This is a genomic window from Ostreiculturibacter nitratireducens (assembly GCF_032670585.1).
In the GTDB taxonomy this organism is placed as follows: domain Bacteria; phylum Pseudomonadota; class Alphaproteobacteria; order Rhodobacterales; family Rhodobacteraceae; genus Ostreiculturibacter; species Ostreiculturibacter nitratireducens.
This window is the reverse complement of record NZ_JAVQHL010000001.1, coordinates 1,391,906-1,407,244: the sequence shown is the minus strand read 5'-3', so window position 1 is coordinate 1,407,244 and position 15,339 is coordinate 1,391,906. Positions and strand designations below refer to the sequence as shown.

Here is a 15,339-nt window from a genome sequence, read left to right as displayed (position 1 = left end):
TCTCCGGTTATCCGAAAGCGCCCATGATGAACCTGAACCGCCGGCCCGTCGCCTCTCTCTGGATTGGCCCCAAGCTGCACTATCTCAATCAGCTTTGCCTGAAGTCGCACCTGGTGCACGGTCATCCGGTCACGCTTTACTGCACCGATGCGGTCGACAATGCGCCGGAAGGCGTGGAAATCCGCCCCGCGACCGAGATCATGGACATCGACATGGGTATCGTCGAGGCGACTTCGGCCTCGTTCCTGTCGAACGTGTTCCGCTACAAGATGATCCGGAAGACGGGCGCGCTCTGGATCGACTGCGACGCCTTCTGCCATGCTCCGTTTCCGGAGGAGTGGGATTATGTCTTCGCCGGCCACGGCATGCGCGGCGCGCTGAACTGTGGCGTTGTCGGCCTGCCGCAGCAATGCGAGCTGATGGACCAACTCCTGGACTACTACGACAACCTGCCCGACTATCCTGCCTGGTGGAACAAGCGCCAACGCAAGCAGATGGACAAGCAGAACCCGTCGCTGCCGAAAGCCGTGCGCATCTACAAGGCGGAACGCACCGCCTTCGGGCCGCAGGCATTCACCTGGTTCGCCCAGCAGACGGGCGACTACGAGAAGGCGATGACATCCGATGTCCTCTACCCGGTTCCGTTCCAGCTGAACGATGTGTTCTACGACCCCTACGGCCGGGTCGAAGGGCATTTCACCGACAATACGGTGAGCGTGCACCTCTACACGAACGGCACCAAGCCCTACTGGCGCAAGAACCCGCCGTTGCCGAACTCCTACGTTGCGCGGATGTGCGAACAGGTCGGGATCGATCCTGCGGCCGCGCTCGAAGAGTGATCCGCGCGCGATGGCGCTGACCCGGCACAAGAGCCCTCACGGCACCGTCATGGCGGTGTCGATGATGAAGGACGAGGCGCCTTTCCTGCTGGAATGGTTCGCGCATCACCTTGCCGTCGGCTTCACGGACATCCTTGTCTATACGAACGATTGCACCGACGGCACGGTCGAGATGTTGCAGCGGCTCGAGGAACTCGGGCTGGGCTACCACCGCCACAACGTCATCAGGGAGGGCGTGAAGCCACAGCCCTCGGCCATCGCCCATGCCGAAAACGAACCCCTGGTCGCTGCCGCCGACTGGGTGATGCTCTTCGACGCGGACGAATTCCTGTGCATCAACCATCCGTCCGGGACGCTGGACGGGATGCTGGCCGACGCGGTTGCGCGCGATGCCAACGGGATCGTCATCACCTGGCGCATCTTCGGATCCGGTTTCGTCACCGACTGGTCGCGCGCGCCCGTGACGGAACAGTACCTCTATGCCGCCCCGCCGCTTTGGCGCATGGGGTGGGGGGTCAAGACGCTATTCAAGTATGATCCGGAATACTGGCGGCTCGGCATCCATCGGCCGAAGATCAAGAACAAGCACTTGGAAGACGGTTTTCCCGACACGGTCCGCTGGCTGAACGGCTCGGGCCAGCCGATGGAAGACTACTTCAAGTTTCGCGGCTGGCGGTCGATCCGGCGAACCCTCGGCTACGACTGGGCGCAGCTGAACCACTATGCGATCAAGTCGATCGACAGCTACGCGATCCGCAAGTTCCGCGGCAACGTGAACAACAAGAAGGACAAGTACAACGCGGATTACTGGTCGCTTCAGGACCGCAACGAAGTGCGCGACGAAAAGATCTCTCGCCACTTCGCCCGGCGTCGCGAGATCATGAACGAGCTTCTGGCCGACCCTGTTCTCGGCAGGCTCCATGAGGCGGCGATGCAACGGGTCGAGGCGCGTCTCGAGGACTACAGGAAGACCGACGCCTACGCCGAACTGAAGGAGAGCCTTCTGCGGGCCGGAGAGGTGCCGATCACGCAGGTCACGGCAAAACCGCCCCAGGCGCGCGATCCTCTGAAGATCGCCTCGCTCATGTCCGAGGTCGAGAAGAAATCCGGTTCGCGCCCCGTCGAGGAGCGGCGCACGAAGCCTTCGGCCGAATTCGGAGACATGACCGGCAGCCCGTATCTGCCCGGCCCGGTGGACCTCTCCTCGCCCGTGCCGGTCGAAATCGTCGAGAACCGAGGGCTGAAGGTACCAGCCGACCTGCGTCTCTTCGCGCCCGATGCGCTGGAGACCCTGATCGCCGGCAAGTTCGAACGGCGCGCGGCGCGACAGATCGTCGGAGCGACCGTGGACGCCCGGCGCATGCTGGACGCGACGGAAGGCTTCGGGTTTGTCGCGCAACTGGCCGCGCAGGCTCATCCGGCGTTGCGGGTCATGATCCAGCAGGAACGCTCGGACCTGATCGAATTCGCCCGACGCGTAGCGGAATTGAACGGTCTTGTCGGCCGCGTAAGTTACGCCAACGGCCCCCTCGTGATGCCGGGCGACAGCGAGGAGACCGGCGCGCGCGGCCTTGCCCATTGCATTCGCGATTTCCGTCCGGACGTGCTTCGCATCGGGGCCGCGGCGCTGGCGCCGGCCTGGGTGAAGGCCGTGGACCTGGCCCCGCTGAAGCGCGTTCTACTGCTGCGCGAGGCCGACGAGGCGCTCGCGGAAGCGTGGAATGACGTTTTGACCGCTGCCGGGTTCGAGCGGATATCGGATGGCCAGAAGTCCGGTACGTCGGAATATCGGCGGAGTTGATGCCGGTGGCACCGGGCCCCGGGACGGGCGCGGCGGAACAAGTTCGGGCCTTCAGCCCCGGATACGCGGTGCGGACCAGTCAGGCCACAGCCTTTCAAGCGCCTCCAACCGTCAGGTAAAGCAGGAGGCCGATCAACCCGCAAAACTCCAGTGCGGGAAGGGAGAACGGACCGTAATCCCGTCTCAGCAGGCGTTGTGGAACGCTTCGGGGTCGGCCTTTGGCTGGCGCATTGCTCATCCAGTCCAGCTCGGACTGGGAAACCAGGGGCGCGAACGGCCCGGTACCGGGTGATGATTTGTCGGATACCCGCAGCCTGGCAGCTTTGTCGCGAGTGTCCGGCGCATGACGCTTGGACGAGTTCATAACACACAATCCACTTGTTACGCGGGCCCACAAACACACACGGGCCCTTTTGATCGCTACAACAACGATACCCCTCCTTAACCTGAAGTGATTGGCAAATCACCCTGTTTCGGCGATTTTTCACCGAAACAATTCGTTCACGCCGCCTCGCATGGGAAAAGGCCAGCCCGATACGGTTCCGGCGACGAGACGCACGGGCCAAGCAGACGTGGCCCGATATCGGTTGCGCAAGCGACGTTGAACGGGCCGGACGGCCGCCGTCGCGATGCCTTCCGCCAGATGGCGCGGGGAGGAAATCCTCGGGGGAAGACGTCAGGTCGGCGAAGGCTTGTCCTCTTCGTGCCCGGTGTTCTTCTGAGACAACATCCGAATCGCCTCGGTCAGCTTCTCGATTCCCTTGAGCGAGACATCCCGCTGCGGGAAGGGTATCTCGATCCCCGCCTCGGTCAGTTTCGTGTAGATGTCGAACAGCAGTTCCGACCGGGTCGTCAGCGTGGTTCCGACGTCCGGCAGGTAGCACCGGAGCTCGAAGTCGAGTGAGCTTTCGCCGAGCCCCGTGAACAGAACCGTCGGCGCCGGATCCTTCATGATGTCCGCTCGGCCTTCCGTCACTTCGAGGAGGATGCTCTTCACCTTCTGAAGGTCGCTGCCGTAGGCGACGCCCACTGGCAGCACCAGGCGGCCGTCCCGGTTCATAAGGGTCATGTTCTTGACGGTCCCGGCGATGAGGTCGGCGTTCGGGATGATCACGTCGAAGCGGTCAAAGGTCTCGATCCGCGTGGAGCGGACGGCGATCTTGCGGACGTAGCCCGAATAGCCGGATACCTCGATCCAGTCGCCCTCCTGAACCGGGCGCTCGATCAGCAGGATGATCCCCGAAACGAAGTTCGAGACGATGTTCTGCATCCCGAAGCCGATGCCGACCGAGAGCGCTCCGGCGACGACGGCGAGGCTCGAAAGGTTGAGACCCGCCGAAGAGACGGCGATGAGAGCGGCAAGCGTTATGCCGACATATCCGACGCCGGTGACGATCGACGATTGCGCGCCGCGATCCAGCTTGGTCCGGGGAAGGAATGTCTGGCGCAGAAGCCGCTGGATCCACCTCGTCACCACAAGCCCGACGAGGAAGACGGCGATAAGCGTGATGACGGTGGTGATCGAGATGCGAGTGTCGCCGACCTCGACTCCCGCCGTCAGCAGGCGCCAGACTTCCGAGATATCGCTGGTGCGCGCCCCCCAGGTCATCGCCAGAAGCGGCAGCGCCCCGAGGAAGATGAGCGACGAGACGAGCATCGGGAGAAGGATGGCGCCCTCTTCCTCGTCCGCCGTGGGTATGCCGAGCATGTCTTCGATCGCGGTGACGATCAGGGTCCGCAGGTAGATGCCCGCCGCGGCGAGCGCGGCCGTGAGAATCGCCGGCTCCAGGGCTTCCCGTGCGAGGTTGACGAAGCCGAGGCTTGCGAAGATGCCCGCAAGAACGGCCGCGAGCTTGAGGAACCGTCCGAACAGGATCGTCACGTCGACGGTGATCCTGTCGCTGGCCTCGTCGTCCTTCACGGTCGCCATCAGGAAGGCACCAAGCCGGTAGAGCGGGTAGATGCCCGTCAGGATGACGAGGAAGGCCAATACGGATTGCGACCCGGGCGCGAAGGTGTAATCCGCCTCCATCGCATCCAGCACGGTCTTGATCGCGAGGTGGATGCCGAGCAGATGGCTGAGCCAGTAACCCCGTCTCGCGAGACCGTCGTCGAGCCGGAGTATCCTTTGCTTCGGCCGCGCGGGGGAAAAGAGCAGCCCGCCCAGGATATGCGCGCCCATCAGGAAGAGGATCACCCCCGTCAGCATCGAGGCGACGCTTCTCATGCGCGGCAGGTCCGGCGTGATCATCGCCGGGGCGAATACTGTAAGCGCAAGCCCGGCCAAGGGTATCAGCAGGCGAAGGAACAGCGAGGTGACCGCAAGCGCCCGCCGCCGATGCTTCCCCAAGGTATGCTCTCTGGCCCGGACGAGGCGCGACGTCACCAGCGGCTCGACGACGAGGACAAGAAGAATGCCGATGGCGGCGAAGATCATCGCGGACGGAAGGCCGGCGCGAAGCGCGGCCATCTTCGCTTCGGAGGACTGCAAGATCGCGACGTCCTCGAGGAAGCGATCACCGAACCGGGTCAGGTCCCCTGGAAGCTCCGCCCATGCCACGGGCAGAAGCGGGGTAGGGGAGCGCTCCAGAAGCCGCTTCGTTCCGGCGGCGCGGATCTTCCTGTCGAGTTCGGAGATCAGGATCTCGGAGCGCTCCAGTGCCTCGCGCGCATCGAGGACCGGGGCGTTGGCTTCGGCGATGGCTTTGGACAGTTCGGCGCGCCGGGCCGCGACGTCTTCGGCTTCCGGCTCGCCTTCGAGCGGCGGGGTTCCGAGCGAGTCCATCTGCGCCTGCAGGGTCTTCGCGCGAACCGAGCCCTCGTTGGCCATTTCGAACGCTTCGTCGCGCTGCTCGGCGAGTGTGTCCCTGAGCCGCTGAAGGACTTCGGGGCTTACACCATCCTGCTCGAGAAGCCTCTCCGCTTCCTCGGCGGTCCGGTCCCATGTGACGAAGGGTTCTTCCTGAGGGGTGTCCTGAGCGGCCGCCGGGGCTGCCGATAACGCAAGCCAGAAGGCGACGGCGATGACCGACAGGATGGCGAGGATTCCCACGGGAAATCTTCGATGTAGCCGAAGAGGCGTCAGACGAAGCGATGGCATCAGGAAGGTCTCTCCCCCTTTCTGGTCTCTGCTCGTGATCCTTTTTGGCACCCAAAGCGCCGTCAAAGCTAGTGCGCTGTGTGTGGAATATTGGCTTGGCGCAGCGTCATGCGATGCAGTCCAACCGTCCGAGCATCGCGGATAGGCCGCGTCGGGCGCGGTCCCGCGATCTCAGGGGGCCGCGACTGCGTCGCCTCAGGCTTTCCCCTCGGAGGCGAGCGCGATCACGCGCGGATCGTCCGACCAGAGGCTCTCGACAAGGTCTGCGCGGTGGCGCAACACGGCGCGCTGGTTGATCGAGCCCTTGTCCGTGACCTCTCCCTTGTCGAAGGAAAGGGGCACTTCCATGAACATGATCCGCGTGACGCGCGAGGCCGATCCCGTCGCCCTGGCGGCATGAGCGGCGAGCATTTCCGCCGCCGCCCGGCGCACCTTGGGGTGGTGCAGCAGGCTTTCGCCTTCAAGCTTCGGATCGCCGGCGATCGAGCGGAGCTTCGCCCAGTCCGGCACGACCAGCGCGCCAAGCTCGTAGCGTCCTTCGCCCGCGATCACCGCGTCGCTCGCAAGGCCCTTGAGGTCATTCGTCAGGGTCGCGCGAAGCGGCCCCACGGCAACCCAGGTCCCCGAGGCGAGCTTGAAATTCTCCGCGAGCCGCCCGTCGAAGACGAAACCCGCCGCCGCGTCCCCCGGCACGGCGAAACGGAAGGCGTCGCCGAACCGGTAGAAACCCTCCTCGTCGAAGGCCTCGGCGGTGAGCTTCGGGTTCCGCCAGTAGCCGGGCGTGACGGAAGGGCTTTTCACCCGCCCCTCAAGCTTGTCGCCCTGCGGCACGAGCTTGAACAGGACGCCATGCGCCGGAATGCCGAGATTGCCTGCGTGTTCCTGCCGTTCGGTGCACATGAGCGCGAAGGGGCCGGTCTCGGTCGAGCCGAACCCGGTGCAGAGGAGGACGCCGCCCGGCACCATCTCTTCGGCGACGCGGGTGATGCGGTCCCAGACGGGCTGGCTCATCCCGGCGCCGGCATACATCAGCATCGAGACGCGGGCGAAGAACGTCTTGCGCAACTCTGCTTCCGTCTCCATCGCGTCGAGCAGCATCTGGAAGCCCAAGGGGACGTTGAAATACCAGGTGGGAGAGATTTCCCGAAGGTTCGCGATAGTGCGTCCGATCCCGTCGGGGGTGGGGCGGCCGTCGTCGATGTAATAGGTGCCCCCGTTGTAGACGACCATGTTGAACACCTTGTTCCCGCTCGCCGTGTGGTTCCACGGGGCCCAGTCCACGACGACGGGCGGTGTTTCGCGCATGAAGGCGTAGCAGGAGGCGACCATCTCCTGGTTGGAACACAGCATCCCTTGCGTCTGGATCACGGCCTTGGGGGATCCGGTCGTGCCGGAGGTGAACAGGAACTTGGCGACCGTGTCGGGGCCAACCGCCGCGTGGGCCGCCTCCATCCGGTCAGAGGGCTCCGTCGCCGCGAGTTGCGTGAAAGACAGCGTTTCGCGGTCGCCGAGGACTCCCTCGACCGAGGCCACGGGGATGTCCGCCCCGAAGACCGCCTGGATGGCCGGGGCGAATTTCGCGGCGTCATCGGCGAAAATTATGCCGGGGGTCAGCTGCGCCGCGATGTCCTTCAGCTTGCCATAGTCCCCTGAGGCGAGCGAGTAGGCGGGGGCGAGTGCGGCGGATGGCACGCCCACATGCTGCGCGCCGAGCGCCATCAGCGCGTGAGCGACGCTGTTGCCCGAGAGGATGAGAAGCGGCCGTTCGGCGGTCAGGCCCTGCGCGAGGAGCGCCGAACCGATCGCGCGGATCGTTCGGGCTCCTTCCCCGTAGGTCGTGGCCCGCCAGGCGTCATCCGGCCCGCGTTCGGCCATCCAGACCCTTTCGGGAACCCTTTCGGCCCATTCCATGAACCGCGCCGTGATGCAGCGCGGGTAGGCGCCGAGCGGTTCCTCCTGCCAGACGAGGATGGAGCCGTCGGGCCGCGTTTCGCTGCGGACCGAGGGGGTCCAGAGGGCCACTTTCGCGGAAGGATCGGTCATGTCTCCCCAGCCATTTCCGAACTGTGCTCACGTTGACTCGAATCGGAAAGTTTGTCTACTAGTAAACATTATCCGTTTCGCTGCGGGCCGCCGGAGGAAGGCGCATGGATCGAACGGCCGGGGAAAATCTCGTCACCTATGAACTCCGCGGCGCGGTTGCGGTCATCGGGCTCAATCGGCCCGAGAAGCGGAACGCGATCAGTGACCGGGTGGTCGAGGCGTTGGCCCGTGCGGTGGAGCGCGCCTCAGCCGAAGCGCGCGCCGGCGTCATAATGGGGACGGGGCCGCATTTCTGCGCGGGGCTCGATCTTGGCGAGCATGTCGAGAAGCCTCTCATCGATGCCATCGCCGGTTCGCGCCGCTGGCACCGCGTCTTCGACATGATCGAACGCGGGACGATCCCCTTTGTCTCCGCGCTCCAGGGCGCCGTGGTCGGGGGCGGGTTCGAACTGGCGGCTTCCACCCATATCCGTGTCGCGGATGCCTCGGCCTTCTTCGGGATGCCCGAGGGCCAGCGCGGGATATTCGTGGGCGGTGGCGGTTCGGTGCGCATCGCACGCCTGATCGGCGCCGCGCGCATGGGCGACATGATGCTCACCGGCAGGACGGTCACGGCCGAGAAGATGGAGGCATGGGGCGGCATCAACTACGTCACGCCCGAGGGGCAGTCGCTGGAGAAGGCCATCGAACTGGCCGAGGCGACGGCGGGGAACGCGCAGATGTCGAACTACGCGATACTGAACGCTTTGCCACGGATTCAGGACATGTCCTCCGAGGACGGGCTGTTCATGGAATCCATCATGTCCGCGCTGACTTCCGTGACGCCCGAGGCAGAGGAAAGGCTTCGCGCGTTCCTCGAGAAACGTGCGAAGAAAGTGATGGCGCCCCGTGATGTCTGAAGATCCGGCGAAGGGGCGAAGCCCGGATGATGTCGATCTCGGGCCGCTGTCCGACTCTCTCGGCTTTCTCCTGAGGCTTTCGCAACTCGCCTCTTTCCGTGATTTCTTCGACCGCTTCGACGATCTCGGCATCCGCCCGGGCGAAGTCTCCGTCCTGATGCTGGTCGGACGGAACCCGGGCGTGCGGCAGGGCGTTCTGGCCCGGCAACTGATGATAAAACGCGCGCACATGACGAAGATGGCGCGCGCCATGGAAGACGACGGCCTCATCACCCGGTCGGTCCCCGATGACGACAAGCGATCGGTCGAGCTCTGGCTGACGGAGAAGGGGGCGGAGCGGGTCGACAGGCTGCGCGAGCCGTTCCTCGCGCACGAGGCGCGCCCCGTTCCCGGTCTGACGGCGCGCGAGGCCGAGACGCTGAAGCGCCTGCTCCGCAAGTATCTCGACCTTCCGCAGGACCCGAAGGACTCCAGGCCATGAACGCGGACGACCTTGTTGCCATCGATTTCCACACCCACGCGGAGGAGCCCTGCTGCGGCCCGCGCGACGATGGCTACGACGAGTTCCAGGCCGGGATGGCCGCGTATTTCAAGAACCCCGTCGGGGCCAAGGGGATGCTGCCGACCGTCCAGCAGACGGCGGCCTATTTCCGCGAGCGCAGGATCGGCGCGGTGATCTTCCCCGTCGATGCCGAGCGCGAAACCGGTTTCCGCCGCTATTCGAACGAGGAGGTCGCCCGGATCGCCGCAGAGAACAGCGACATCCTGATCCCCTTCGCCTCGATCGACCCCGCGAAGGGGCGCGCCGGCGCGCGCGAAGCGCGGCGGCTGGTGCGGGAATTCGGCGTCCGGGGCTTCAAGTTCCATCCGACGATGCAGGGTTTCCGGCCCAATGACCGCATGGCCTACCCGCTCTACGAGGCCATCGCGGAGGAGGGGGCGATAGCCCTTTTCCACAGCGGGCAGACAGGCGTCGGCTCCGGGATGCGCGGCGGCATGGGAATGCGGCTGAAGTATTCGAACCCGATGCACGTGGACGATGTGGCGGTGGATTTCCCGGACATGCCGATCGTGCTGGCGCATCCCTCCTTCCCCTGGACGGAGGAGGGCCTGTCCGTCGCCCAGCACAAGCCCAATGTCTACATCGACATGTCGGGCTGGTCGCCCAAATATTTCCCGCCGATCTTCGTCCAGTACGCGAACACGATCCTGAAGAGGAAGATGCTGTTCGGCTCGGACTGGCCCGCGATCACGCCGGATCGCTGGCTCGCGGATTTCGAAACCATTGCCGTACGGGAGGAGGTGCGGCCGCTCATCCTGAAGGAGAACGCAAGACGGCTTCTGAAGATCTGAAGTCATGAGAATGATCAGGGAGGAATGATCATGACGAAACTGCACCACACGTTCGCACTGGCGGCCGCACTCGGTCTGGGTGTGGCTGCATCGGCGGATGCGCGCGACCTGCGCGTCGCCCCGGGGGCGCCGCCCGCGCATCCGGCGTCGAGCCACCTCTACGGCGGCCTCGTCGAATATCTGCCGGAAGAGTCGGACGGCGGCATGAACGCCATCCTGCTGGGCCCGGAGGTCGTGAGCCTCGGCCAGATGAAGGACGCGCTTCAGACCGGGCTCGTCGACGTGGGGAACCTGCTGCCACTCTACTTCCCGGCGGAGCTTCCGAACTTCGCGCTCGCGGGCGAACTGTCGCTGTCAGGCACGGATCCCCACGCGATGGGCGCGGCGCTGACCGAATACACGGTCAACTGCGCCAGTTGCCAGGAGGAGATGTCGAAATTCGGCATCGTCTATCTCGGCTCGGGATCGTCGGATCCCTACGTCCTCCTGACGACCAAGCCGGTAGCCTCGGCCGACGATGTGAAGGGCCTCCGGCTGCGGTCGGGCGGGGCCCCGTTCTCCCGCTGGGCGGAGCATTTCGGCGCGGTGCCCGTGTCGATCGGGGTGGGCGAGACCTTCGAGGCGATGTCGCAGGGCACGATCGACGGGTCCATGGCCTCGATCGGGGACCTGCTGTCCTTCCGGCTCGTCGAACTGGTCAAGCAGGTAACGGCCGTACCTCTCGGAACCTACTTCTCGACCTCGAACTTCGCCACGGCGAAGAACACATGGGCCGAGCTTTCGGCAGAGGAGCGGGGCGCGCTCCTGCGGGCGGCGAACCGGGCCAATGCGAACTTCACCAACCGCTGGGGCTACGAATTCCCTGCGGTCGCGGCGCAGGCGGCGAAGGATGCGGGCATTGCCATAGTCGACGCGGACCCGGCCTTCGCCGAAGCGGCGCGGGAATTCGCCATCGCCGACCGTGAAACCGCGGCTGCGATCTCGGCCGAGCGTTTCGGCATGACCGACGCCGCCGACCGCGTGGCCGAGTTCATCGGGCTCGTCGAGAAGTGGGAGGCGATCTCCGCCGAGGTGAACCACGATCCCTCCGCGATGGCCGAGAGGGTCTATGACGAGGTCTGGAGCAAGGTGGATCTCTCGACCTACGGCATGTGAGGCAATCGGCCGGCGCAATCCTGCGCCGGCCGTCCTTCCGGGGCGATCACGATGCAGATGCTGGAACGCGCGGCGGACCGGGTGGCGCAGGGCCTAGCCCTGATCGGCGCGCTGGGCGTCGTCGCAATGCTTCTGCATGTGGGCGCGGACGTGGTCGCGCGGAACCTGTTCGACCGGCCGATCCCCGCGACGAACGAGATCGTCTCACGCTATTACATGGTCCTGATCGCCTTCCTGCCGCTCGCCTGGGTCGAAAGAGGCAACGCCATGGTTTCGGTCGAGCTTCTCGACATGGCCATGCCCCCTGGCCTCCGGCGGGTGTCGGACCTGCTCGTCGCCCTGATAGCTTCGGTCATCTACGCGGCCATCGCCTGGGTCACGCTGCAATCGGCCCTGTCCGAATGGCGGGTGGGCTCCTTCGTCGACGTCCTCGGACGCGAGGTGCCTGTCTGGCCAACCTATTTCCTGCCCCCGGCGGGCTTCTGCCTGGCCGCGCTGGTGACGCTGCTTCGCGCCGCGCATTCGGTTCGGGGGCAAGCCTGAAATGAGCGTCGAGACAGGATTCTGGGGCATCGCGGTCCTCTTCGCCTTGCTGATCGCGCGGGTCCCCGTGGCGCTGGCCCTCATCGCCGTGTCCTTCGGCGGTATCGCCTGGCTTCTGGGTCTGAGCCCGGCACTGGGCATCCTGTCGAACACGCCCTACAGCTTCGTCGCGAGCTGGACGATGAGCGCGGTCCCGATGTTCCTTCTCATGGGCTTCGTCGCCTTCCACGCGCAACTGACCTCGGGCCTCTTCGACGCGGCCAAGGCCCTTCTGCGCCGTGTCCCGGGCGCGCTCGCGATTTCGTCGATCTTCGCCTGTTCTGGGTTCGCCGCTGTCTGCGGCTCCTCGCTGGCGACGGCGGCCTCGATGGGGCGCATCGCCATCCCCGAGATGGTGCGGGCAGGCTATTCCCCCTCGATCGCGGCGGGCGCCATTGCCGCCGGCGGGACGATCGGCGCGCTGATCCCGCCGTCGATCCTCATGATCCTCTACGGGATCTTTGCCGAAACCTCGATCACCGGCGTCTTTCTCGGGGGTGTCGTGATCGGCATTCTGACCGCGCTGAGCTACTCCGCCATCGTCCTTGTCCTCGCCTGGATGCGCCCCGACCTCGTCCCGCGGCGCCCGATCGAGGAAGAGCCGCTCAGCGCGCGCGCCGCGATCGAAAGAATCTGGCCTGTCCTCCTTCTGATCGTCCTCGTCTTCGGCGGCCTGTTCTCCGGGTTCTTCACCGCGACCGAGGCGGGCGCGATCGGTGCGGCGGGCGCGATCTTCTGCGCCGGGCTGATCGGGCGGCTGAACTGGATGGTCATGAAACAGGCGCTCCTCGAGACGCTGATGACCACGGCTTCGCTTCTCATCATCGGGATCGGCGCGTCCATGTTTACCCGGTTTCTCGGGATCACGGGCCTTTCGGGCTTCCTGTCGACGCAGGTCGGCGCCGCGGATATCGGCTACTACGAGCTGATGCTCATCATCGTCGTGATCTACCTGCTTCTCGGCATGGTGATGGAGCCGTTCGGCGCGCTTCTCGTCACGCTTCCGGTGTTCATCCCGATTCTAAACGCCGAAGGGATAAGCCTTGTCTGGTTCGGCGTGCTCGTGGTGAAGCTTCTGGAGATCGGGATGATCACGCCGCCCGTCGGACTGAACGTCTTCGTCATCCGCAACGTCGCGCACGAACATGTCTCGACGCTCCAGATCTTCAGTGGCGTGGCGCCCTTCTTCGTTGCCGACCTCGTCGTCACGGCCATCGTCATCATCTTCCCGACGCTCGTGCTGGCGTTGCCGGGACTCATGTAGCGGCACTTGCATAGACGCGACGCATCCCCCGGATGACCCCTTGCACACGTCGCTTTCCGAACGGCACATTGCGAGAAAGTGATCGCCGCAATTTTTGTGGCGCTGCGGCCCCGCGGTGATAGAACAACGTCGCAGGGAAGGCGGCCGAGTCGGGCGGACCTGCCAGGCAAAGTATTCGGCCCCGGCGCGCCGGGGCGCCCTGAGGGAAGGACAGAGAAACATGAAACCGAAACTCCGCATCGGCCTCATCGGCTCCGGTTTCATGGGCAAGGCCCATGTCTTCGGTTTCGCCTCGGCGCAGAAGGTTTTCGACCTGCCCTACGAGATCGTTCTTCACACGATCGCCGACGTCTCGGTCGAAGCCGCCGAAGCAGCGCGGGCCGCGTTCGGTTTCGCCAAGGCGACGCACGACTGGCGGGATCTGGTCAACGATCCCGAAATCGACGTGATCGACATCACCGCCCCCAACGCGCTCCACAAGGAAATGGCGCTGGCGGCAATTGCCGCAGGCAAGCACGTCTACTGCGAAAAGCCGCTGGCGCCGCTTGCCGCCGATGCGCGCGAGATGGCCGAGGCAGCCGAAGCGGCACGCATCAAGACGCAGGTCGGCTTCAACTACCTCTGCAACCCGATGCTCGCCCTTGCGCGCGAGATGATCGCCGGGGGCGAACTGGGCGAGATCCGCGGCTATCGCGGGCTCCACGCCGAAGACTACATGATCGACGCGTCCTCGCCGTTCACGTTCCGCCACGACCCGGCGGGCGGCGGGGCCCTTGCGGATATCGGCAGCCACGCGCTGGCCACCGCCGAGTTCCTCATCGGCCCGATCGTCCGCGTCATGGGCGACTGCGTGACGATGATCGGCAGCCGCCCCGATGGGAAAGGCGGCGTCCGAAATGTCGAGGTGGACGATGTCGGACGGGCCTTCCTGCGCTTCGAAAACGGCGCCACGGGTTCCATCGAGGGGAACTGGATCGCAACCGGCCGAAAGATGCAGCATGACTTCGAGGTCCATGGGACCAAGGGGGCTCTTGCTTTCAGCCAGGAGCATTTCAACGTGCTCCACTACTACTCGACCTCCGACGCCAGGGGGCGCCAGGGCTTCCGCCGGATCGAGGCCGGGCCGGACCATTACCCCTACGGGCGTTTCTGCGTCGCGCCGGGTCACCAACTGGGCTTCAACGACCTGAAGGCGATCGAGGTGGCGGGTTATCTCGCCGCGCTGGCCGGCGAAGGTCCTGAACCCTTCAACTTCCGCGCTGGCTACCGCATCCAGACGATTGTCGAGACGATCCAGAGATCCTCGGCCAAGGGGGCCTGGATGGACGTCGTCCTGGCCTGAGCGTGGCGTCCGTGCGGGGCCGGTGACCACCTTGAAGAAGAGACCGGCGTCGAAGCTCGCTTCGCGCTAGATCCGCATTCCTGAGCCACACCGCAATGGCTTGCCGACGTTCGCCCGGCTGTGCGACATTTCCCGTCAGGGGGAGGCACATGCCGGATCGAGATCCAAGCGAACGGAAGTCGCTGGATGCCGCGGAAATCGGCGCCATCGCACATCTGTATCGCGGCGAGGTCTACCGTTCGACGGTCTGGCGAACGCGGCTGGACACGACGACCAACTGGGCGGTGGTGACCCTCGGCGTCGCGCTGTCGATCTCCTTCACGTCGCCCGGAGCCTCGCCGATCCCGCTGATCCTCGTCGGGATCCTGATCTTCTTCTTCCTGATGCTCGAAGCGCGCCGCTACCGGTATTTCAACGTCTGGCGCGCCCGCTGCAGATGGATGGAGATCCACTTCTTCGCGCCGATGCTGGGCAACGGTGATCTTCATCTGGAAGAAGGCTGGCAGCAGAGACTGGCCGACGACTACCTGCATCCCCATTACCACGTTTCGCTTTGGGTGGCGCTGGGCCGCCGGATCAGGCGGAACTACTTCTGGATACTCCTGATCCAGACCATCGCCTATGTCGGCAAGCTCATCGTGCACCCCGAACCGATCACCGAGTTGGCGCAGATTCCGGAACGCGCCGCGATCGGGCTCGTTCCCGGCAGCTACGTGCTTGCCCTCGGCGGGATATATTGCGCGACCTGGGGTGCGGTCGCCGTGTGGAGCTGGCGCGACGACGTCCGCAGGGCCGCGACGCGGAGGGCCCCCTCAAGCATGGGCTGACGGCAAGTGCGTGGTTCTTGCCCGTCCCGGCGTTTTCGTCGGCTCAACATTCAAATTGATATACGGTATAGCAGTTATTAGCATGTGCGGCGTCCCGGCCGACCATCCGCAAGCCGGATAGAATCCCGGAGGGA

General features: G+C 65.0%; 12 protein-coding genes. 10 read left to right on the top strand and 2 right to left on the bottom strand.

Annotated features, from left to right (window positions below; translation table 11 throughout):
* Positions 1 to 23: 23 nt before the first annotated feature.
* Positions 24 to 839, top strand: a complete 816-nt coding sequence (locus ABCN56_RS06740) for a hypothetical protein (RefSeq protein WP_343079990.1) — start codon at positions 24 to 26, stop codon at positions 837 to 839.
* 10 nt (positions 840 to 849) lie between these two features.
* Entirely contained in the window at positions 850 to 2,640 is a 1,791-nt protein-coding gene (locus ABCN56_RS06735; RefSeq protein WP_343079989.1) for a glycosyltransferase family 2 protein, read from the top strand.
* 676 nt (positions 2,641 to 3,316) lie between these two features.
* Here the strand turns inward: ABCN56_RS06735 and ABCN56_RS06730 are convergent.
* Together ABCN56_RS06730 and ABCN56_RS06725 are read right to left on the bottom strand one after the other, a co-directional pair.
* Positions 3,317 to 5,692 (bottom strand): DUF3772 domain-containing protein, encoded by a 2,376-nt coding sequence (locus tag ABCN56_RS06730; protein WP_343079988.1) that lies wholly within the window; start codon positions 5,690 to 5,692, stop codon positions 3,317 to 3,319.
* A 243-nt stretch (positions 5,693 to 5,935) separates the two neighbouring features.
* The gene (locus tag ABCN56_RS06725; RefSeq protein WP_343079987.1) at positions 5,936 to 7,783 is read right to left on the bottom strand and encodes a feruloyl-CoA synthase; all 1,848 of its coding nucleotides are present in this window, start codon (positions 7,781 to 7,783) and stop codon (positions 5,936 to 5,938) included.
* Between the two features lie 104 nt (positions 7,784 to 7,887).
* Between ABCN56_RS06725 and ABCN56_RS06720 the strand changes: the two genes are divergently transcribed.
* From ABCN56_RS06720 to ABCN56_RS06685, 8 genes are all read left to right on the top strand, one after another.
* A complete protein-coding gene (locus ABCN56_RS06720) occupies positions 7,888 to 8,682 on the top strand; it encodes a crotonase/enoyl-CoA hydratase family protein (protein WP_343079986.1) in 795 nt (264 codons plus the stop codon).
* Positions 8,675 to 9,163, top strand: coding sequence for a MarR family winged helix-turn-helix transcriptional regulator (locus ABCN56_RS06715; protein ID WP_343079985.1), 489 nt, complete (start codon positions 8,675 to 8,677; stop codon positions 9,161 to 9,163). The genes ABCN56_RS06720 and ABCN56_RS06715 overlap by 8 nt, the downstream gene beginning before the upstream one ends.
* Positions 9,160 to 10,035: an amidohydrolase family protein gene (locus ABCN56_RS06710; RefSeq protein WP_343079984.1), complete on the top strand. Its 876-nt coding sequence runs from the start codon at positions 9,160 to 9,162 to the stop codon at positions 10,033 to 10,035. The genes ABCN56_RS06715 and ABCN56_RS06710 overlap by 4 nt, the downstream gene beginning before the upstream one ends.
* Positions 10,036 to 10,065: 30 nt before the next feature.
* Positions 10,066 to 11,190: a TRAP transporter substrate-binding protein DctP gene (dctP, locus tag ABCN56_RS06705; RefSeq protein ID WP_343079983.1), complete on the top strand. Its 1,125-nt coding sequence runs from the start codon at positions 10,066 to 10,068 to the stop codon at positions 11,188 to 11,190.
* Positions 11,191 to 11,241: 51 nt separating this feature from the next.
* Positions 11,242 to 11,733 (top strand): TRAP transporter small permease, encoded by a 492-nt coding sequence (locus ABCN56_RS06700; RefSeq protein WP_343079982.1) that lies wholly within the window; start codon positions 11,242 to 11,244, stop codon positions 11,731 to 11,733.
* Between the two features lies 1 nt (position 11,734).
* A complete protein-coding gene (locus ABCN56_RS06695) occupies positions 11,735 to 13,036 on the top strand; it encodes a TRAP transporter large permease (RefSeq protein ID WP_343079981.1) in 1,302 nt (433 codons plus the stop codon).
* 220 nt (positions 13,037 to 13,256) lie between these two features.
* Positions 13,257 to 14,378, top strand: a complete 1,122-nt coding sequence (locus ABCN56_RS06690; protein WP_343079980.1) for a Gfo/Idh/MocA family protein — start codon at positions 13,257 to 13,259, stop codon at positions 14,376 to 14,378.
* Between the two features lie 149 nt (positions 14,379 to 14,527).
* Entirely contained in the window at positions 14,528 to 15,205 is a 678-nt protein-coding gene (locus ABCN56_RS06685; RefSeq protein ID WP_343079979.1) for a DUF2270 domain-containing protein, read from the top strand.
* Positions 15,206 to 15,339: the final 134 nt, after the last annotated feature.

Bases quoted from the DNA above. Each gene is read 5' to 3' on its own strand.
- ABCN56_RS06720 (WP_343079986.1), top strand. From the start codon at position 7,888: ATGGATCGAACGGCCGGGGAAAATCTCGTCACCTATGAACTCCGCGGC.
- ABCN56_RS06725 (WP_343079987.1), bottom strand. From the start codon at position 7,783: ATGACCGATCCTTCCGCGAAAGTGGCCCTCTGGACCCCCTCGGTCCGC.
- ABCN56_RS06715 (WP_343079985.1), top strand. From the start codon at position 8,675: ATGTCTGAAGATCCGGCGAAGGGGCGAAGCCCGGATGATGTCGATCTC.
- ABCN56_RS06710 (WP_343079984.1), top strand. From the start codon at position 9,160: ATGAACGCGGACGACCTTGTTGCCATCGATTTCCACACCCACGCGGAG.
- dctP (WP_343079983.1), top strand. From the start codon at position 10,066: ATGACGAAACTGCACCACACGTTCGCACTGGCGGCCGCACTCGGTCTG.
- ABCN56_RS06685 (WP_343079979.1), top strand. From the start codon at position 14,528: ATGCCGGATCGAGATCCAAGCGAACGGAAGTCGCTGGATGCCGCGGAA.
- ABCN56_RS06740 (WP_343079990.1), top strand. From the start codon at position 24: ATGATGAACCTGAACCGCCGGCCCGTCGCCTCTCTCTGGATTGGCCCC.
- ABCN56_RS06700 (WP_343079982.1), top strand. From the start codon at position 11,242: ATGCAGATGCTGGAACGCGCGGCGGACCGGGTGGCGCAGGGCCTAGCC.
- ABCN56_RS06690 (WP_343079980.1), top strand. From the start codon at position 13,257: ATGAAACCGAAACTCCGCATCGGCCTCATCGGCTCCGGTTTCATGGGC.
- ABCN56_RS06735 (WP_343079989.1), top strand. From the start codon at position 850: ATGGCGCTGACCCGGCACAAGAGCCCTCACGGCACCGTCATGGCGGTG.
- ABCN56_RS06695 (WP_343079981.1), top strand. From the start codon at position 11,735: ATGAGCGTCGAGACAGGATTCTGGGGCATCGCGGTCCTCTTCGCCTTG.